The 18358-nt window shown below is 71.5% G+C and carries 16 protein-coding genes; 8 read left to right on the plus strand and 8 right to left on the minus strand.

Annotated features, from left to right (window positions below):
- Position 1 precedes the first annotated feature (1 nt).
- The 3 genes from AB0G17_RS20735 to AB0G17_RS20745 all read left to right on the plus strand — a co-directional run bounded on the left by AB0G17_RS20735 (position 2) and on the right by AB0G17_RS20745 (position 3377).
- Positions 2–505: a PH domain-containing protein gene (locus AB0G17_RS20735; protein ID WP_361384503.1), complete on the plus strand. Its 504-nt coding sequence runs from the start codon at positions 2–4 to the stop codon at positions 503–505.
- The gene (locus tag AB0G17_RS20740; RefSeq protein ID WP_361384506.1) at positions 502–2442 is read left to right on the plus strand and encodes a PH domain-containing protein; all 1941 of its coding nucleotides are present in this window, start codon (positions 502–504) and stop codon (positions 2440–2442) included. The genes AB0G17_RS20735 and AB0G17_RS20740 overlap by 4 nt, the downstream gene beginning before the upstream one ends.
- Before the next feature lie 89 nt (positions 2443–2531).
- Positions 2532–3377 (plus strand): poly-gamma-glutamate hydrolase family protein, encoded by an 846-nt coding sequence (locus AB0G17_RS20745; RefSeq protein WP_361384509.1) that lies wholly within the window; start codon positions 2532–2534, stop codon positions 3375–3377.
- A gap of 136 nt (positions 3378–3513) precedes the next feature.
- On the opposite strand, the gene pgl is transcribed toward AB0G17_RS20745, so the two are convergent.
- From pgl to tkt, 5 genes are read right to left on the minus strand one after another with little or no spacing between them, the layout of a single operon-like run.
- Positions 3514–4296, minus strand: coding sequence for a 6-phosphogluconolactonase (gene pgl, locus AB0G17_RS20750; RefSeq protein ID WP_361384512.1), 783 nt, complete (start codon positions 4294–4296; stop codon positions 3514–3516).
- Positions 4293–5375 (minus strand): glucose-6-phosphate dehydrogenase assembly protein OpcA, encoded by a 1083-nt coding sequence (opcA, locus tag AB0G17_RS20755; protein WP_361384515.1) that lies wholly within the window; start codon positions 5373–5375, stop codon positions 4293–4295. The genes pgl and opcA overlap by 4 nt, the downstream gene beginning before the upstream one ends.
- A complete protein-coding gene (zwf, locus tag AB0G17_RS20760; RefSeq protein ID WP_361384518.1) occupies positions 5372–6904 on the minus strand; it encodes a glucose-6-phosphate dehydrogenase in 1533 nt (510 codons plus the stop codon). Before zwf ends, opcA begins: the two co-directional genes overlap by 4 nt.
- A gap of 3 nt (positions 6905–6907) precedes the next feature.
- Positions 6908–8026: a transaldolase gene (gene tal / locus AB0G17_RS20765; protein ID WP_361384521.1), complete on the minus strand. Its 1119-nt coding sequence runs from the start codon at positions 8024–8026 to the stop codon at positions 6908–6910.
- A gap of 35 nt (positions 8027–8061) precedes the next feature.
- Positions 8062–10164, minus strand: a complete 2103-nt coding sequence (tkt, locus tag AB0G17_RS20770; protein WP_361384524.1) for a transketolase — start codon at positions 10162–10164, stop codon at positions 8062–8064.
- 330 nt (positions 10165–10494) lie between these two features.
- On the opposite strand from tkt, the gene AB0G17_RS20775 reads away from it, so the two are divergent.
- From AB0G17_RS20775 to AB0G17_RS20785, 3 genes are all read left to right on the plus strand, one after another.
- On the plus strand, positions 10495–11448 hold the full coding sequence (locus tag AB0G17_RS20775) for a heme o synthase (protein WP_361384527.1): 954 nt from the start codon (positions 10495–10497) through the stop codon (positions 11446–11448).
- Between the two features lie 119 nt (positions 11449–11567).
- Positions 11568–11909: a hypothetical protein gene (locus tag AB0G17_RS20780; RefSeq protein WP_361384530.1), complete on the plus strand. Its 342-nt coding sequence runs from the start codon at positions 11568–11570 to the stop codon at positions 11907–11909.
- 72 nt (positions 11910–11981) lie between these two features.
- Entirely contained in the window at positions 11982–13085 is a 1104-nt protein-coding gene (locus tag AB0G17_RS20785) for an amidohydrolase (protein WP_361384533.1), read from the plus strand.
- Here the strand turns inward: AB0G17_RS20785 and AB0G17_RS20790 are convergent.
- From AB0G17_RS20790 to AB0G17_RS20800, 3 genes are all read right to left on the minus strand, one after another.
- Positions 13059–14063, minus strand: a complete 1005-nt coding sequence (locus AB0G17_RS20790) for a COX15/CtaA family protein (RefSeq protein WP_361384696.1) — start codon at positions 14061–14063, stop codon at positions 13059–13061. The two genes, AB0G17_RS20785 and AB0G17_RS20790, sit on opposite strands and share 27 nt — an antisense overlap.
- Positions 14064–14133: 70 nt before the next feature.
- Complete coding sequence (locus AB0G17_RS20795; protein WP_361384536.1) at positions 14134–14907, minus strand: ABC transporter permease; 774 nt, start codon at positions 14905–14907, stop codon at positions 14134–14136.
- Positions 14904–15830, minus strand: coding sequence for an ABC transporter ATP-binding protein (locus AB0G17_RS20800; protein WP_361384539.1), 927 nt, complete (start codon positions 15828–15830; stop codon positions 14904–14906). Before AB0G17_RS20800 ends, AB0G17_RS20795 begins: the two co-directional genes overlap by 4 nt.
- A 349-nt stretch (positions 15831–16179) precedes the next feature.
- Here AB0G17_RS20800 and AB0G17_RS20805 point away from each other — a divergent pair, with 349 nt between their 5' ends.
- Positions 16180–16935, plus strand: coding sequence for a metalloregulator ArsR/SmtB family transcription factor (locus AB0G17_RS20805; RefSeq protein WP_361384542.1), 756 nt, complete (start codon positions 16180–16182; stop codon positions 16933–16935).
- Complete coding sequence (gene sufB, locus AB0G17_RS20810; RefSeq protein WP_361384545.1) at positions 16932–18353, plus strand: Fe-S cluster assembly protein SufB; 1422 nt, start codon at positions 16932–16934, stop codon at positions 18351–18353. Before AB0G17_RS20805 ends, sufB begins: the two co-directional genes overlap by 4 nt.
- Positions 18354–18358 lie beyond the last annotated feature (5 nt).

The following is an 18358-nucleotide window of genomic DNA, read 5'->3' on the forward strand; positions in this document are numbered from 1 at the left end:
CATGAAGGGGGAGGGGGCGGCGGTCCGGCTCCGGCCGCCGAGGAACGCACTGGACGCCAGAGCTGTCGGCTGGTGGCGCGCGCGACTGCTGCTGCTCGCTGCCGTGCCGGTGCTCGTCCTGGGCGTGCTCGGCGTGCTGGTCGGGCCCGCCCGGGTGTGGCTGCTCGGGTCGGCGGCGGCGCTGGCGGCCCTGGGCGCGGCCTGCGTCGCTCTCCTCCCTCTGTGGTGGTACCGGGTGCACCGCTGGGAGGTCACCGAGGACGCGGTGTATGTGCGTACGGGGTACTTCTGGCAGGAGTCCCGGATCGCGCCGATGTCGCGGATCCAGACCGTGGACACCGTGCGCGGCCCGCTGGAGCAGTCGTTCGCGCTGGCCACGGTCACCGTCACCACCGCCTCCGCCAAGGGCGCCCTGAGGATCGAGGGCCTGCACCACGAGGTGGCGGCCGAGCTGGCCGAACGGCTGACGCGGATCACGGGGGCGACGCCGGGGGACGCGACATGAGCGCCGACCTCCCGGGAGCCCCGGGCCCGGGCCCGGGCCGCGTATCCGGTCCCGGCCCCGCCTCGGCCGCCTCCTCGGCCTCGGCCTCCGCCGCTTCCGCCTCCGACATCTCCGCCCCCTCCACCGACGGTTGGCTGCGGCTCGATTGGCGGCGGGTCGTGGTCTTCACGGTGCTGGGGGCCGGGCTCGCGGTGGGCGCCGGGCTGCCCACCGCGCTGGCCGTGCTGGCCAAGGTGCCGTCCGGCTGGGCCGTCGCCCTGGCGACGGGCTGGATCGTGCTGCCGCTCGGCGGTGGCGCCCTCGCGGGATACGTGGGCTGGCGCCGCACCCGGTACCGGATCGGCCCAGAACGGGCCGAGCTGCACACCGGGCTGCTCCTGGTGAAGCGCCGCTCGCTCGCCCGTGAACGGATCCGCAGCGTCGACCTCACCGCCCACCCGCTGCTGCGGATACTCGGCCTGGTCAAGGTCCGTATCGGCACCGGCGAGCACAGCGCCGGGGGCGAGTCCACGCTGGAGCTCGACCCGGTCACCCGGGCCGAGGGCGAGCGGCTGCGCCGGGTGCTGCTCGACCGCGCGGCGGCGGAGCCCGAAGGGTCGTACCACCAGGGCGAGTTGGCGGCGCTGGACCCCGGGTGGATCCGGTACGCGCCGGTGTCGTTCGTGGCGCCCGCGCTCGCCGGGGCCGCGTTCGGCGGGCTGATGCAGATCAGCGACTGGTTCGGCGTCCAGGACAAGGTGGTGCACTGGGCCGGGGACCGCTTCCACGACACCCCGCTCGGCTGGATCGTCCTCACCGTCGCCGTCGCGGCCCTGGTCGTGGGAGTGGGCGGCGCGCTCGGCCTCTGGGTCGAGATGTGGTGGAACTACCGTCTGGAGCGGGAGCCCGGCGGCACCCTGCGGGTGCGCCGGGGGCTGCTCACCTCCCGCTCGATCTCCATCGAGGAGCGCAGGCTGCGCGGCGTCGAGCTGGTCGAGCCGCTGGGCGTCCGGCTGTGCGGGGCGGCCCGGCTCGACGCGATCGCCACGGGCCTGGCCAAGAGCGATGACGACGAGCACGCCGAGGACAAGACGCTGCTGCCGCCCGTGCCCCGCGCGGTCGCGGCCGAGGTGGCCGCCCGCGTGCTGCGCGAGCCGACCGCCCCGCTAGGCATCGCCCCGATCGCCCCCGCCCCGATCGCCCCCGCCCCGATCGCCCCCGCCCCGATCGCCCCCGCCCCGCCCGGCGCCGCCCCGCCCGGCGCCGCCCCGCCCAGCGCCGCCCCGCCCAGTGCCGCCTCGGCTGGCGCGGCTCCGCCCGCCTCCGCCCCGCCCAGCGCCGCCCCGCTAGGCATCGCCCCAACCGCCCCCACCTCGCCCGGCGCCCCGACGGACGTCGCCCCGACCGCCCCCGCCCCAACTACCCCCATCTCGCCCGGCGCCCCGACGGGCGTCGCTCCAGCCGGCCCCGTTCTCACCCCGCACCCGCGTGCGGCCCGGGGGCGGCGGCTGCGGTGGGCGGGGCTCGCCGTCCTCGCCCCGGTGGCGGTCCTGGCCCTGCTGGGGGTGCTGCTGACGCCGGTCCTGTTCTATGTGGCGGCCGGGTGCGCGGGGGCCGGGGTGCCGCTCGCGGTGGCCCTCGCCCTCGACGCGTACCGGAACCTGGGGCACGGCGTCGACGGGGCCTATCTGGTGGCCCGTTCGGGCACGGTCCGCCGGGCCACGGTGGCCCTCCAGCGCGGCGGCGTCATCGGCTGGACGGTGAAGCAGTCCGTCTTCCAGCGCCGCGCCGGGCTCCTCACGCTGACCGCCACTACGGCCGCCGGGGCCGGAGCGTACTCGGTACGCGACGCCGCCGAGGCCGAGGGCCTGGCCTTCGCCGCGGAGGCGGTCCCGGGCCTCCTGGAGCCGTTCCTGATACGGGAGTTGGTCCCCCGCGACGTGGCCGCACCGCGCTGACCAGGCCGAACAACAACCCGGCCGAAAAGACCCGGACGGAACCCGACCCGGCCGTAGCACTCCCGTACGCGGTATGGATCATTACGGGCATGACTTCCACCAGCCGTCGTACGGTTCTCACCGCCCTGGCCACCGCCACTGTCGCCGGTCCGCTGATGAGCGGGCTCGGCGCGAGCGCCGCGCACGCCACGGGCACCAACGACCTCTACTCGTCCAACACCGACCTCTACACCAAGCTCGCCGGCAAGGAGGGCACCGACTTCGCCAGACGCTACAAGCGGCACGAGCAGGTCGACAGCGACCAGAAGACGGCCGTCGCGTACGGCCGCACCGCGATCCTCGCGCTGCACGGCGGCGGCATAGAGGGCGGCACCTCCGAGCTCTGCCTCGGCATCGCCGGGTACGACCCGGCGACGCTCGCCGCCACGGGCGGCCCGGCGTACGACTACTGGATGTTCGAGGCCATCCGGAGCAGCAACAACAGCGAGCTGCACGTCACGTCGAAGAACTGCGACGACAAGGTGGCCCTGTCCATCGCCGCCGCCAACCTCAACGTGGTGAGCCTGCACGGCTGCACCGCCAGCCAGGCCGGGGCGCCGGTCTCGCGCCCCGAGGCGGTCGTGGTGGGCGGTCTGAACACCACCCTCAAGACGTATCTGCACGACGCCCTGCGCGCCGCCGGGTTCCAGACCATCGACGGCTCCACCGAGCCGGACCTGGCCGGCGTCGAGCCGCTCAACATCTGCAACCGGACCCTGCTCGGCAAGGGCGCCCAGCTGGAGATCACGACCGAGCTGCGCAAGTCCATGTTCACCGTGAACACCATCGCGGGCCGGGCGACCAGCACCACGGGCGTCTACGACGGCTTCGTGGCGGCGGTCCGTACCGCCATCGCCCGCCTGGAGGCGTCCGGCGGCGAGCAGATCATCCTCTGACGCCGGTACGGAAAACGTCCGGGCAGAAGGCAGAAGGCAGAAGGCAGAGGGAAGAAGGCAGAGGGAAGAAGGCAGAAAGCCGAAAGCGAAAAGCAGCGGGCCCGGCCCACCAAGTGGTGGACCGGGCCCGCGGGCCTCACGGCGAGGCCGGTGGGTACAGCGCCCGCGGCAGCCGGGACGCGGCCGCCGAGTCGAGCAGCCACAGGGTGCGGCCACGGCCGTACGCCCCCGCGGCCGGAGCCTGTATCTCGCCCGCGCCCGACAGGGCGATGGCCGCGGCCTGCGCCTTGTCCTCGCCCGCCGCGAGCAGCCACACCTCGCGGGCCGCCCGGATCGCCGGCAGTGTCATCGAGACCCGCACCGGCGGCGGCTTGGGCGCGCCGTGCACCCCGACCACCGTCCGCTCGGTCTCGCGCACCGCGGGCAGCTCCGGGAAGAGCGACGCCACATGGGTGTCGGGCCCGACCCCCAGCATCAGCACGTCGAACGTCGGCACGTCGCCGTGGTCCTCCGGGCCGGACGCGGCGGCCAGCTCCTCGGCGTAGGCCGCCGCTGCGGCGTCCACGTCGTTGCCGTACGGGCCGTCCGAGGCGGGCATCGCGTGCACCCGCTTCGGGTCGACCGGCACCGCGTCGAGCAGCGCCTGACGGGCCTGGGTGACGTTGCGCTCCGGGTCGCCCTCCGGCAGGAACCGCTCATCGCCCCACCACAGGTCGAGCCGCGACCAGTCGATCGCGTCCCGGGCCGGAGAGGAGGCGAGGGCCGCGAGCAGCCCGTTGCCGTTGCGGCCGCCGGTGAGGACCACGGACGCCGAGCCGCGCGCGGCCTGGGCGTCCACGATCTTCGTGATCAGCCGGGCCGCGGCGGCCTGCGCCATCAGCTCCTTGTCGCGGTGGACGACGAGCTGAGGGGTGCTCACTTCGCCGCCGCCTTCTTGGCCGGGGCCTTCTTCGCGGCGGGCTTGGCGTCGGAGGAGTCCTCCGAGGCGGGACCGGTCCCGGCCGGGGCCGCCGCCTTCCCGTCCCCAGGCTTCCCGTCCCCAGCCTTTCCGTCCGCCGCCTTCCCGGCCGAGGGCTCACCGAGGCGGTCCACGCCGTACTTCAGCGCGGAGGCGTAGGTGTCGTCCGGGTCCAGGCGCCGCAGCTCCTCGGCGATCAGCTCGGCCGTCTCGCGCCGCTTGAGCGCCACCGCGCGGTCCGGCTGGCCCTGGATCGAGAGCGTGGCCAGCGAGCCGTCGGCGCGGTCCAGGACGATCGGGCCGCAGTCCGTCTCCATCCGTACGGCCGTCAGGCCCGGGCCGGAGGACTGCGAGCGTTTCACCGGTACGTCCAGCCGGTCCGCGAGCCACATGGCGAGCAGCTCGCAGCTCGGGTTGAACTCCTCGCCCTCCACCTCGACCGAGGTCACCTTGCACGACACCTGGTCGAGCGCCGCGGCCAGCATCGAGCGCCAGGGCGTGATGCGGGTCCACGCCAGGTCGGTGTCGCCCGGGGTGTAGGTCTCGGCGCGGCCGGTCAGCTCCTCTATGGGCTGCTCGGCGGCGTAGGTGTCGGTGACCCGGCGCTGGGCGAGGGCGCCCAGCGGGTCGTTGGCCGGGTCGATCGGCGAGTTCACCGGCCACCAGACGACGACCGGCGCGTCCGGCAGCAGCAGCGGCAGCACCACCGACTGGGCGTGGTTGACCACCTCGCCGTACAGCCGGAGCATGACCGTCTCGCCGGTGCCCGCGTCCGCGCCGACCCGTACCTCGGCGTCCAGGCGCGACTGGGTGCGGTCGCGCGGCGAGCGCGAGACCCGCTTGATGACCACCAGGGTGCGCGAGGGGTGCTCGCGCGAGGCGTCGCTCGCGGCGCGGAGCGCGTCGTACGCGTTCTCCTCGTCGGTGACGATGACCAGGGTCAGGACCATGCCGACGGCGGGTGTGCCGACGGCGCGGCGGCCCTGGACGAGCGCCTTGTTGATCTTGCTGGCCGTGGTGTCCGTAAGGTCGATCTTCATGGCCGGCGCCAGCTCCGTCCGTCTCGTGCGAGCATTTCGTCCGCCTCGACCGGGCCCCAGGTGCCCGACGCGTACTGCGCGGGCTTGCCGTGGGCGTCCCAGTACTGCTCGATCGGGTCGAGGATCTTCCAGGACAGCTCGACCTCCTCCAAGCGGGGGAAGAGGTTGGAGTCGCCGAGCAGGACGTCGAGGATGAGCCGCTCGTACGCCTCGGGGCTGGACTCGGTGAAGGACTCGCCGTAGGCGAAGTCCATCGACACGTCCCGCACCTCCATCGAGGTGCCCGGCACCTTGGAGCCGAACCGGACGGTCACGCCCTCGTCCGGCTGGACCCGGATGACCAGCGCGTTCTGCCCCAGCTCCTCCGTCGCCGTGTGGTCGAAGGGGGAGTGCGGAGCGCGCTGGAAGACCACCGCGATCTCGGTGACGCGGCGGCCCAGGCGCTTGCCGGTGCGCAGGTAGAACGGGACGCCCGCCCAGCGGCGGTTGTCGATCTCCAGCTTGATGGCGGCGTAGGTGTCGGTCTTCGACTTGGGGTCGATACCGTCCTCCTGGAGGTAGCCGACGGCCTTCTCGCCGCCCTGCCACCCGGCCGCGTACTGGCCGCGCACCGTGCTGGAGCCCAGGTCCTTCGGCAGCCGCACGGCGCCCAGGACCTTGGTCTTCTCGGCCGCCAGCGCGTCCGCGTCGAAGGAGGCGGGCTCCTCCATCGCGGTCAGCGCGAGCAGCTGGAGGAGGTGGTTCTGGATCACGTCACGGGCCGCGCCGATGCCGTCGTAGTACCCGGCCCGGCCGCCGATGCCGATGTCCTCGGCCATCGTGATCTGGACGTGGTCGACGTACGACCGGTTCCAGAGCGGCTCGAACATGGTGTTGGCGAAGCGGAGCGCCAGGATGTTCTGGACGGTCTCCTTGCCGAGGTAGTGGTCGATCCGGAAGACCTCGTCCGGCGGGAAGACCTCGTGGACGACCTGGTTGAGCTCCTGGGCGGAGACCAGGTCGTGGCCGAAGGGCTTCTCGATGACCGCGCGGCGCCAGGCGCCGTTCTTCTGGTCGGCGAGCCCGTGCTTCTTGAGCTGCTGGACGACCTGCGGGAAGAACTTCGGCGGCACCGAGAGGTAGAAGGCGAAGTTGCCGCCGGTGCCCTGCGCCTTGTCGAGCTCGGCGATCGTCGACTTCAGCTGCTCGAAGGCGTCGTCGTCGTCGAAGTCGCCCTGGACGAAGCGCATGCCCTGGATGAGCTGCTGCCAGACCTCCTCGCGGAAGGGGGTCCGCGCGTGCGCCTTGACGGCGTCGTGGACCTCCTGCGCGAAGTCCTCGTCCTGCCACTCGCGGCGGGCGAAGCCGATCAGGGAGAAGCCCGGCGGAAGCAGACCCCGGTTGGCGAGGTCATAGACAGCGGGCATCAGCTTTTTACGGGACAAATCGCCCGTGACGCCGAAGATCACCAGGCCCGACGGCCCCGCGATACGCGGGAGCCGTCGGTCTGCGGCGTCACGAAGCGGATTCGCTTGGCGAATCGCAGTCAAGATTTACGCCTCCGAGGGTGCGAGGCGCTGGAGCTCCGCCTCGGTGGACTTGAGCAGGTCGTTCCAGGCGCCCTCGAACTTCTCGACGCCCTCGTCCTCGAGGAGCTGCACGACCTCGTCGTACGAGATGCCCAGCTTCTCGACGGCGTCGAGCTCGGCGCGCGCCTGCTCGTAGGTGCCCGAGACGGTGTCGCCGGTGATCTGCCCGTGGTCGGCGGCCGCCTCCAGGGTGGCCTCCGGCATGGTGTTCACGGTGTTCGGCGCGACCAGGTCGTCGACGTACAGGGTGTCCTTGTACGCCTTGTCCTTCACGCCGGTGGAGGCCCACAGCGGGCGCTGCTTGTTGGCGTGCGCCTTGTCGAGCGCGGCCCAGCGGTCCGAGGAGAAGACCTCCTCGTACGCCTCGTAGGCCAGACGGGCGTTGGCGAGGCCGGCCTTGCCGCGGGCGGCCTTGGCCTCGTCGGTGCCCAGCGCGTCGATCCGCTTGTCGATCTCGGTGTCCACGCGGGACACGAAGAAGGACGCCACGGAGTGGATCTTCGCCAGGTCGAGGCCGCGCTCCTTGGCCTTCTCCAGGCCGGCCAGGTAGGCGTCCATGACCTCGCGGTAGCGCTCAAGGGAGAAGATCAGCGTGACGTTGACGCTGATGCCCTTGCCGATGACCTCGGTGATCGCGGGCAGGCCCGCCTTGGTCGCCGGGATCTTGATGAGCGTGTTCGGCCGGTCCACCAGCCAGGCCAGCTGCTTGGCCTCGGCGACGGTGGCCTTGGTGTCGTGCGCCAGGCGCGGGTCGACCTCGATGGAGACCCGGCCGTCCTGGCCCTCGGTCGCGTCGAAGACCGGGCGCAGGATGTCGGCGGCGTCCCTCACGTCCGCCGTCGTGATCATGCGGATGGCCTCTTCGACGGTGACCTTGCGGGCGGCGAGGTCGGCGAGCTGCTGCTCGTAGCCGTCACCCGAGGAGATCGCCTTCTGGAAGATCGACGGGTTGGTCGTGACGCCCACGACGTGCGACTGGTCGATCAGCTCGGCGAGGTTGCCGGAGGTGATCCGCTTGCGCGACAGGTCGTCGAGCCAGATCGCGACGCCTTCGTCGGAGAGGCGCTTGAGTGCGTCTGTCATGAGAAATGCATCTCCTACTAGTTCGTATACCGGCGTCAGCGCGCGGCGGCTTCGAGAGATTCCCGGGCGGCGGCGGCCACGTTCTCGGCGGTGAAGCCGAACTCGCGGAAGAGCACCTTGCCGTCGGCGGAGGCACCGAAGTGCTCCAGCGACACGATGCGGCCCGCGTCGCCCACGTACCGGTGCCAGGTCAGGCCGATGCCGGCCTCGACCGCGACCCGCGCCCTGACCGACGGCGGCAGGACGCTGTCCTTGTACGCCTGGTCCTGCTCCTCGAACCACTCGACGGACGGCATCGAGACGACCCGGGTCGGGACGCCCTCGGCCTGGAGCGCCTCGCGGGCCTCGACGGCCAGCTGGACCTCGGAGCCGGTGCCGATGAGGACGACCTGGGCGTCAGCGGTCTCGCCCGAGGGGCCTGTGGCCTCGAACAGCACGTAACCGCCCTTGGCCGCGCCCTCGTTGGGCTCGTACGTCGGCACGCCCTGGCGGGTGAGCACCAGGCCGTGCGGGGCGCCCTTGCCGAACACCTTGGTGTAGCGCTTGAGGATCTCGCGCCAGGCGATCGCGGTCTCGTTGGCGTCCGCCGGACGCACCACGTTCAGACCCGGGATCGCGCGCAGCGAGGCCAGGTGCTCGACCGGCTGGTGGGTCGGGCCGTCCTCGCCCAGGCCGATGGAGTCGTGCGTCCACACGTACGTCACCGGCAGGTGCATCAGGGCCGACAGACGCACCGCGTTGCGCATGTAGTCGGAGAACACCAGGAAGGTGCCGCCGTAGATGCGGGTGTTGCCGTGCAGCGCGATGCCGTTCATCTCGGCGGCCATCGAGTGCTCGCGGATGCCGAAGTGGATCGTGCGGCCGTACGGGTCGGCCTCCGGCAGCGGGTTGCCCTGCGGCAGGAACGACGAGTTCTTGTCGATCGTCGTGTTGTTCGAGCCCGCGAGGTCGGCCGAGCCGCCCCACAGCTCGGGGATGACCTCGCCCAGCGCCTGCAGGACCTTGCCGGAGGCGGCGCGGGTGGCGACGCCCTTGCCGGTCTCGAAGACGGGGAGCTTCTCCTCCCAGCCCTCGGGCAGCTCGCCCGCGTTGACGCGGTCGAACTCGGCGGCGCGCTCCGGGTTGGCGGTGCGCCAGGCTGCGAACGACTTCTCCCACTCGGCGCGGGCCTCACGGCCGCGGTCCAGGGCGGCGCGGGTGTGCGCGATGACCTCGTCGGCGACCTCGAAGGTCTGCTCCGGGTCGAAGCCCAGGACGCGCTTGGTCGCCGCGACCTCGTCGTCGCCGAGCGCCGAGCCGTGCGCGGCCTCGGTGTTCTGCGCGTGCGGGGCGGGCCAGGCGATGATCGAGCGCATCGCGATGAAGGACGGGCGCTCGGTCTCGGCCTTGGCGGCCTCGATCGCCTCGAACAGCGCCTGCGGGTCGAGGTCGCCGTTCTCCTTCGGGGCCACGCGCTGGACGTGCCAGCCGTACGCCTCGTACCGCTTCAGCGTGTCCTCGGACACGGCGGTCTCGGTGTCGCCCTCGATCGAGATGTGGTTGTCGTCCCAGAGCAGGACCAGGTTGCCCAGCTTCTGGTGACCGGCCATCGAGGACGCCTCGGCGGAGATGCCCTCCTGGAGGCAGCCGTCGCCCGCGATCGCGAAGACGAAGTGGTCGAACGGGGAGGTGCCGGGGGCCGCCTCCGGGTCGAACAGGCCGCGCTCGTAGCGGGCGGCCATGGCCATGCCCACGGCGTTGGCGACACCCTGGCCCAGCGGGCCGGTGGTGGTCTCCACGCCCGTGGTGTGGCCGTACTCCGGGTGGCCCGGGGTCTTGGAGCCCCAGGTGCGGAACGCCTTCAGGTCGTCCAGCTCCAGGCCGTACCCGGCCAGGTAGAGCTGGATGTAGAGCGTGAGGGACGAGTGGCCCGCGGACAGGACGAAGCGGTCGCGCCCGGTCCAGTCGGCGTCCGCCGGGTCGTGGCGCATCACCTTCTGGAAGAGCGTGTACGCGGCCGGGGACAGGCTCATCGCCGTACCAGGATGGCCGTTGCCGACCTTCTGTACAGCATCCGCGGCCAGAACGCGGCCGGTGTCTACGGCCCGCTGGTCCAGTTCGGTCCACTCAAGGTCTGTGGTGGTCGGCTTGGTGCTCACCCTGAGTCAGGGCTCCTCTCCACATGTTCGTTCCCGGTGACTGTGGGCGCACCGGGCGCTGTCGAGCCTACCCCCGCCGGAACGCTCATTTTTTCGACTGCCCACCGGTTGGGACACACACCTCCAGAGTGCCCAAGACCGGTCACTTCCGCCTCACGGCACAGTCGTCGGGACCCGGCCCCAACACGAGCCCACCCCCGCGAAGGGCGGCGTCTGGGCAACGTCTACAGTGGCGTGGTACGCGCAAGTCTTCACCGGGTTCTCATGCCCGGAACGTCCGGGCCCATCCGACCGATTGCCCCGGGACTTGCTGGGAATTCTCTGTCAGGGGTGTGCGTGACGGCCGTCGAGTCCCGACCCGCAGGGGTCGTCTTGACTCCCAGCCCGGGGGCCCATCGGCCGTTCGGGGCCCGCGTCAAGGCGTTCGTGGCGCTGACCAAGCCGCGGATCATCGAGCTCCTCCTCATCACCACCATTCCGGTGATGTTCCTGGCCGAGCAGGGCGTGCCGTCGCTCTGGCTGGTGCTGACCACCACCGTCGGCGGCTTCCTCTCCGCGGGCGGCGCCAACGCGCTGAACATGTACATCGACCGTGACATCGACGCCCTGATGGACCGCACCTCACAGCGGCCGCTGGTCACCGGCATGGTCTCGCCGCGCGAGTGCCTCGCCTTCGGCATCACCCTCGCGGTCGTCTCCACGCTCCTGTTCGGCTTCGCCGTCAACTGGCTGTCCGCCTGGCTGTCACTCGGAGCGCTCCTCTTCTACGTGGTCGTCTACACGATGATCCTCAAGCGCCGCACCTCGCAGAACATCGTGTGGGGCGGCATCGCCGGCTGCCTGCCGGTCCTCATCGGCTGGTCGTCCGTCACCAACTCGATGTCGTGGGCGCCGGTCATCCTCTTCCTCGTCATGTTCTTCTGGACGCCGCCGCACTACTGGCCGCTGTCCATGAAGGTCCGCGAGGACTACGCGCGCGTGGGCGTGCCGATGCTGCCGGTCGTCGCCTCCAACAAGGTGGTCGCCAGGCAGATCGTGCTCTACAGCTGGGTGATGGTCGCGGTCTCGCTGCTGCTGACCCCGCTGGGCTACACCGGCTGGTTCTACACGCTGGTGGCGCTGCTGGCCGGCGGCTTCTGGCTGTGGGAGGCGCACGGGCTGCAGAACCGGGCGAAGGCGGAGGTGACGGGCGCCAAGCTCAAGGAGATGCGCCTGTTCCACTGGTCGATCACGTACGTCTCGCTGCTGTTCGTGGCGGTCGCGGTGGACCCGTTCCTTCGGTAACGGGGGGTCTGGGGGCGTCTGCCCCCAGGAAAATCATCTTTCAGGGCGAAGCCCGCCGTGGTGGAAACCACTGGGCCCTCCCGTCGCATGTGGAGCTACTCGCGAGTAGCATCCTGCACATGGCAGAAACCCAGGTTGACGAGAAGCAGGCCGCCAAGGCCGAGCGGCGGGCGGCGCGCCTCGCCAAGCAGATCGGCCACTTCGCCAAGGAGCACGGCGGCGCCGAGGGCCAGGTGGCGTACATCGGGCAGCGCGGCGCGCGGATCGTGCTCGTCGGCGAGGACGGCGGCTGGGGCGACCTGGTGGCCCCCAGCCACGCGGTCGCGCTGAGCGCGGTCGAGAAGGCCGGGATCACCGTCCACGAGGACTTCGACGGCGAGTTCGCGGCCAAGGTGAAGACCGGCCGGTACGAGTGGACCCGGATGGCCGGGATCCAGCTCGGCGGTCCTAAGAACGGCTGAACGGCCAACAGCAACACTCATCCGGGGCTCACCCGTTAGTGAGGTGGAAGCACACCACCCAGGGAGCCCCGGATGATCGACGCCGTGCCGCAGCCGGAGCTGGTGGACCAGTACTGCCACGGCGTGCTCCGCACCGAGCTGGGGCTCGGCACGTTCGAGACGCAGCTCGGCAGGACCGGCGCCCCGCCCGCCCCCGGCACCACGTTCTTCGACACCCAGACCGGCTTCGCCGTCCGCCGCTGGTGCCCGCCGCTGCTCGGCCTGGAGGCGCACTGCGCCCCGGCCCGCTACCTGGCCCGGCGGCGCGAGCTGGGCGTCCTGGAGACCGTCCGACGGCTGCTGCGCGGCTCGGGCGTCTCCACCTATCTGGTCGACACGGGGCTTCCGGGCGATCTGACCGGGCCGGGCGAACTGGCCGTCGCGGGAGCCGCCGACGCCCATGAGATCGTGCGGCTCGAACTCCTCGCCGAGCAGGTCGCCGACACCTCGGGCACCGTCGACGCGTTCCTCGTCAACCTCGCCGAGGCCGTGCACACCGCGGCCGCCTCGGCCGTCGCCTTCATCTCCGTCACGGCCGTACGCCAGCGCCTCGACCCGGCCCCGCCCGGGCCCGGCGAGGTGCGCGGCGCGGCGGGCCGCTGGCTGACCCGGCGCCGCATCCAGGAGCCGCTGGAGGACCCGGTGCTGCTGCGGCATCTGCTGTGGAGCGCGGTCGCCTCGGGGCGGCCGCTCCAGCTGCGGCTCGGCATGGACGACGCGACCGGGCTCGCCGGGTTCGCCGCCGCGACCAACGGCCTGGGCACGGACCTGGTGCTGCTGCACGGCTATCCGTACCACCGCCAGGCCGCCCATCTGGCGAGCGTCTTCCCACATGTGTACGCGGACGTGGGGCCCGCCCTGGTGCGGACCGGGGCGCGGGCCGCCGACGTGCTGGCGGAGCTCCTGGAGCTGGCGCCGTTCGGAAAGCTGCTCTACTCCAGCGGCGCGCGCGGGCTGCCCGAGCTGCACGTGGTGGGCGCGCGGCTGTTCACCCACGCGCTGAGCCGGGTCCTGGGCGCCTGGGTGGCCGACGGGGCGTGGGCGCGTACGGACGCGGAGCGGGTCGCCGCGATGATCGGGGCGGGGAACGCCCGGCGGGTGTACGGGCTGTCAGGCGCGGGTGAGAGCCGGGTCTGACTGGGCCGGGACGGGCACGGCGAGCTCCGGCCGCTCGCGCAGCGAGAGCAGCACCCGGACCACCGCGATCCACACCAGGCACGAGCCGAACATGTGCAGGGCGACCAGGGCTTCGGGAGTCTTCGTGAAGTATTGGATATAGCCCACTACGCCCTGCCCCATCAGCACCAGGAACAGGTCCCGGGCCCGGTCGCGCGGGCCCGCCGGGGCGTCGACCGCCTTCAGGACGAACCAGAGCGCGACGGTCAGGGCCACCACGACCCAGGCCAGGTCCGCGTGGAGCTGGCTGATCATCGTCCAGTTCAGCGGGATGCGCTCCACGTCGCTGGAGTCGCCCGCGTGGCGCCCGGCGCCGGTGACGACCGTGCCGACGGCGACCAGCGCGCCCGCCGCGACCACGAGGAGCCAGGTCAGCTGCGCCACGGCCTTGCCTACCAGCGGGCGCGGCTCACAGTCGCCCTCGCGGGTGCGCTGCCAGGTGACCATCGCGACCGTGAGGAGGGCGGTCGAGAGCAGGAAGTGCGCCGCGACGGTGTACGGGTTGAGGCCGACCAGGACGACGATGCCGCCCAGGACCGCGTTGCCCATGACGATCCAGAACTGGGCCCAGCCGAGCCGGGTGACACCGCGCCGCCACGGGCTGGCGGCGCGGGCCGCGATGATGGCCCAGCCGACGGCCGCGCACAGCACGTACGTGAGCATCCGGTTGCCGAACTCGACCGCGCTGTGGAAGTTCATCTCGCCGGTCGGCGTCAGGCTCTGGTCGGTGCACTTGGGCCAGGTGGGGCAGCCGAGCCCGGACCCGGTGAGCCGTACCGCGCCCCCGGTCACCACGATGACGACGGCCATGACGACGGCGGCCAGGGCCGCGCGCTGGACGGTCCGCGGGGACGGCGTCCACCGCTCGGCGATGAAGGCGAGCGGGTTGCGCACCGCCTGAGCCACATCGGCTCGGGTCACGTTCGGCATGGCCCCTATCGTAGGGGGCCGTTTGTGCACGTTTTCACGAGGGGCCCGAATCGGCCACCGCCCGGCGGACCGCTCCCCGTCACTCCCAGCGGAAGAACCTCGCCGCCGCGCCCAGCCCCAGGACCGTCCAGACCGCCAGGATCCCCAGGTCGCCCCAGGGCATCGAGGCGCCGTGCTGGAGGACGTCGCGCAGCCCGTCCGAGAGGGCCGAGATGGGCAGCAGCCCGAGCGCCGTCCGCACGCCGTCCGGGAACTTGTCCATCGGCACGATGACGCCGCCCCCGACGAGCAGCAGCAGGAACACCAGATTGGCGGCGGCGAGCGTCGCCTCGGCCTTGAGCGTGCCCGCCATCAGCAGCCCGAGACCGGAGAACGCGGCCGTGCCCAGGACCAGGAGCAGCAGTACGGCGAACGGGTTGCCGTGCGGCGACCAGCCGAGCGCGAACGCGATCACCGTCAGCAGCACGACCTGGAGCACCTCGGTGACCAGCACCGACAGCGTCTTGGCGGTCATCAGCGCCCAGCGCGGCAGCGGGGAGGCGCCGAGCCGCTTGAGCACGCCGTAACGGCGGTCGAAGCCGGTGGCGATGGCCTGGCCGGTGAAGGCGGTGGACATCACGGCGAGCGCGAGCACGCCCGGCGTGAGGAAGTCGACGGCCTTGCCCTCGCCCGTGTCGATGATGTCGACCGCGCTGAACAGCACGAGCAGCAGCGCCGGGATGACGACGGTGAGCAGCAGCTGCTCGCCGTTGCGCAGCAGCATCCGGGTTTCGAGGGCGGTCTGCGCGCCGATCATCCGCCCGACGGGCGCGGCCCCCGGGTTCGGTGTGTACATACCAGTCCCGGCGCTCATCGTCGCAGCTCCCTGCCGGTCAGTTCCAGAAACACGTCTTCGAGGGTGTGGCGTTCGACCGCGATCCCGTCGGGCATCACGCCGTGCTGGGCGCACCAGGAGGTGACGGTGGCGAGGAGCTGCGGGTCGACGGTGCCGCTGATGCGGTACGCGCCCGAGGTGAGCTCGGCCGCGGCCGTGCCGTCGGGCAGCGCCTTGAGGAGGGAGGCGAGGTCGAGCCCGGGGCGGCCGGTGAAGCGGAGCGTGTTCTCGGCGCCGCCGCGGCAGAGCGTCTCGGGGGAGCCCTGGGCGACGACCTTGCCCGCGTCGACGATCGCCACGTCGTCCGCGAGCTCCTCGGCCTCGTCCATGAAGTGCGTGGTCAGGACCACGGAGACGCCATCGGCGCGCAGCTCCCGTACGAGGTCCCAGGTGGCGCGGCGGGCCTGCGGGTCCAGGCCCGCGGTCGGCTCGTCCAGGAAGACCAGCTCGGGGCGGCCGACCACGGCCATGGCGAGCGCGAGGCGCTGCTGCTGGCCGCCGGAGAGCCTGCGGTAGGTGGTGCGTCCGCAGCTCTCCAGGCCGAGGCGCTCGACGAGCGCGGGCACGTCCAGCGGGTGGGCGTGCAGCTTGGCCATGTGGCGGAGCATCTCCTCGGCGCGGGCGCCGGAGTAGACGCCGCCGGACTGGAGCATCACCCCGATGCGCGGGCGCAGCCGCTCGGCCTCGGTGACCGGGTCGAGGCCGAGGACGCGGACCGTGCCGGCGTCCGGTCTGCGGTAGCCCTCGCAGGTCTCGATCGTGGTGGTCTTGCCGGCACCGTTGGGTCCGAGGACGGCGGTGACGGTCCCGGCGGCGACCCGCAGGTCGAGGCCGTCGACGGCGGTCTTCGATCCGTACCGTTTGACCAGGCCGCTGACCTGGACGACCGACTCGCTCTTCATGATGGGCAAGTCTAGGCAGCGCGGGCGGGCGCCCGGACCGTGGGGAGGGGGTCGTACGGGGGCACGGACGCGCGGATGCGCGAGCTCTCTTTTTCGGCCATCGGCGGTCCGGTGGGAGCCCTGGCCGACCGGGTCGGCGAACGCCCTGGCAAGGGGCGCGAGCCGGGCGGCGGAGCGGTCATACGCCGAGGTCAAAGGGGGCGGCGGCGCTTTTTTCGGAAGTAGGTCATTTGATCGATCAGAGATCGTTTCCGCAGGTCAGCTTAGGTATGCCTAAGTGATGCAGCGCACCGCTCGATGATCGGGACGTGGCTTGTCAGGTTCTGAGGAATTACGCAACAATGGTGTTGTGAAAAACGTTGGCGAGGCTCCGCAGGAGGAACTCGCGACCGGTGAGCGGTCCACCCGCAACCGGGTCGCGCGCTCCATCCTGGACCACGGGCCCTCCACCGCCACGGACCTCGCGAAGCGCCTCGGGCTCACCCAGGCCGCCGTCCGCCGCCACCTCGATGCCCTGGCGGCGGACGACATCGTCACCGCGCGCGAGCAGCGGGTGTACGGAGCACGGACCCGTGGCAGGCCCGCGAAGGTCTTCGCCCTCACGGACTGCGGGCGGGACGCCTTCGACCAGTCGTACGACAAGCTGGCCGTCGACGCGCTCCGCTGGATCGAGAAGTCCGCGGGCGGCGGCGCGGCCGGCGAGGAAGCCGTCGTCGCCTTCGCCCGGGCACGGATCGAGGCCCAGTCCGAGGGCTACCGCGAGGCGGTCGAGGCGGCGCCGCCCGAGGAGCGCACCGAGGCGCTGGCCAAGGCCTTGACCGCCGACGGGTACGCTGCTACGGCGCGCAGCGCGCCCCTCCCCGGACGGGGCGAGCAGCTCTGCCAGCACCACTGCCCGGTCGCGCACGCCGCCGAGCAGTTCCCGCAGCTGTGCGAGGCGGAGACGGAGTTCTTCTCCCGCCTCCTCGGGACCCATGTGCAGCGTCTGGCCACCATCGCCCACGGCGACGGGGTGTGCACGACGTTCATCCCGCACAGCGCACCGCAACCCCCGCACGACACCGAATCAGCATCCACAAGCACGGCCGGGAGGAACCCCGCATGACTCTCCCCACGGAGACTGCCCACCCCGAACTCGAGGGCCTGGGCAACTACGAGTACGGCTGGGCCGACTCCGACGCGGCGGGTTCCGTCGCCAAGCGCGGGCTCTCCGAGGACGTCGTCCGCGACATCTCGTCGAAGAAGAACGAGCCGGAGTGGATGCTGAAGCTGCGCCTCAAGGGCCTGCGGCTGTTCGACAAGAAGCCCATGCCCAAGTGGGGCTCGGACCTCTCCGGCATCGACTTCGACAACATCAAGTACTTCGTGCGCTCCACCGAGAAGCAGGCCGCTTCCTGGGAAGAGCTGCCGGAGGACATCAAGAACACGTACGACAAGCTCGGCATCCCCGAGGCGGAGAAGCAGCGCCTCGTCGCCGGTGTCGCGGCCCAGTACGAGTCCGAGGTCGTCTACCACCAGATCCGCGAGGACCTGGAGGCGCAGGGCGTCATCTTCCTCGACACCGACACCGCGCTGAAGGAGCACCCGGAGCTCTTCCAGGAGTACTTCGGCACGGTCATCCCGGTCGGCGACAACAAGTTCGCGTCGCTGAACACGGCCGTGTGGTCCGGCGGCTCGTTCATCTACGTGCCCAAGGGTGTCCACGTCGACATCCCGCTCCAGGCCTACTTCCGTATCAACACGGAGAACATGGGCCAGTTCGAGCGGACGCTGATCATCGTGGACGAGGACGCGTACGTCCACTACGTCGAGGGCTGCACCGCCCCGATCTACTCCTCGGACTCGCTGCACAGCGCCGTCGTGGAGATCATCGTCAAGAAGGGCGGCCGCTGCCGCTACACGACGATCCAGAACTGGTCGAACAACGTCTACAACCTGGTCACCAAGCGCGCCGTGGCGTACGAGGGCGCGACCATGGAGTGGATCGACGGCAACATCGGTTCCAAGGTCACCATGAAGTACCCGGCCGTCTACCTGATGGGCGAGCACGCCAAGGGCGAGACCCTGTCCATCGCCTTCGCGGGCGAGGGCCAGCACCAGGACGCCGGCTCCAAGATGGTCCACATGGCGCCGAACACGTCCTCCAACATCGTCTCCAAGTCGGTGGCCCGAGGCGGCGGCCGCACCTCGTACCGCGGTCTGGTCGAGATCGGCGAGGGCGCCCACGGCTCGAAGTCCAACGTGCTGTGCGACGCGCTGCTCGTCGACACCATCTCCCGCTCCGACACCTACCCGTACGTGGACGTCCGCGAGGACGACGTGTCCATGGGCCACGAGGCGACCGTCTCCAAGGTCTCCGAGGACCAGCTCTTCTACCTGATGAGCCGCGGTCTGACCGAGTTCGAGGCGATGGCGATGATCGTGCGCGGCTTCGTCGAGCCGATCGCCAAGGAGCTGCCCATGGAGTACGCCCTGGAGCTCAACCGGCTGATCGAGCTGCAGATGGAGGGTTCGGTCGGCTAGTACGG

Source organism: Streptomyces sp. NPDC023838, from assembly GCF_040639555.1.
Lineage (GTDB): Bacteria > Actinomycetota > Actinomycetes > Streptomycetales > Streptomycetaceae > Streptomyces.

Coding starts and splice junctions, on each gene's coding strand:
- AB0G17_RS20800 (WP_361384539.1), bottom strand. CDS start 15,830: ATGAAGAGCGAGTCGGTCGTCCAGGTCAGCGGCCTGGTCAAACGGTAC.
- opcA (WP_361384515.1), bottom strand. CDS start 5,375: ATGAAGATCGACCTTACGGACACCACGGCCAGCAAGATCAACAAGGCG.
- AB0G17_RS20785 (WP_361384533.1), top strand. CDS start 11,982: ATGATCGACGCCGTGCCGCAGCCGGAGCTGGTGGACCAGTACTGCCAC.
- AB0G17_RS20740 (WP_361384506.1), top strand. CDS start 502: ATGAGCGCCGACCTCCCGGGAGCCCCGGGCCCGGGCCCGGGCCGCGTA.
- AB0G17_RS20735 (WP_361384503.1), top strand. CDS start 2: ATGAAGGGGGAGGGGGCGGCGGTCCGGCTCCGGCCGCCGAGGAACGCA.
- tal (WP_361384521.1), bottom strand. CDS start 8,026: ATGACAGACGCACTCAAGCGCCTCTCCGACGAAGGCGTCGCGATCTGG.
- AB0G17_RS20780 (WP_361384530.1), top strand. CDS start 11,568: ATGGCAGAAACCCAGGTTGACGAGAAGCAGGCCGCCAAGGCCGAGCGG.
- AB0G17_RS20795 (WP_361384536.1), bottom strand. CDS start 14,907: ATGAGCGCCGGGACTGGTATGTACACACCGAACCCGGGGGCCGCGCCC.
- AB0G17_RS20745 (WP_361384509.1), top strand. CDS start 2,532: ATGACTTCCACCAGCCGTCGTACGGTTCTCACCGCCCTGGCCACCGCC.
- sufB (WP_361384545.1), top strand. CDS start 16,932: ATGACTCTCCCCACGGAGACTGCCCACCCCGAACTCGAGGGCCTGGGC.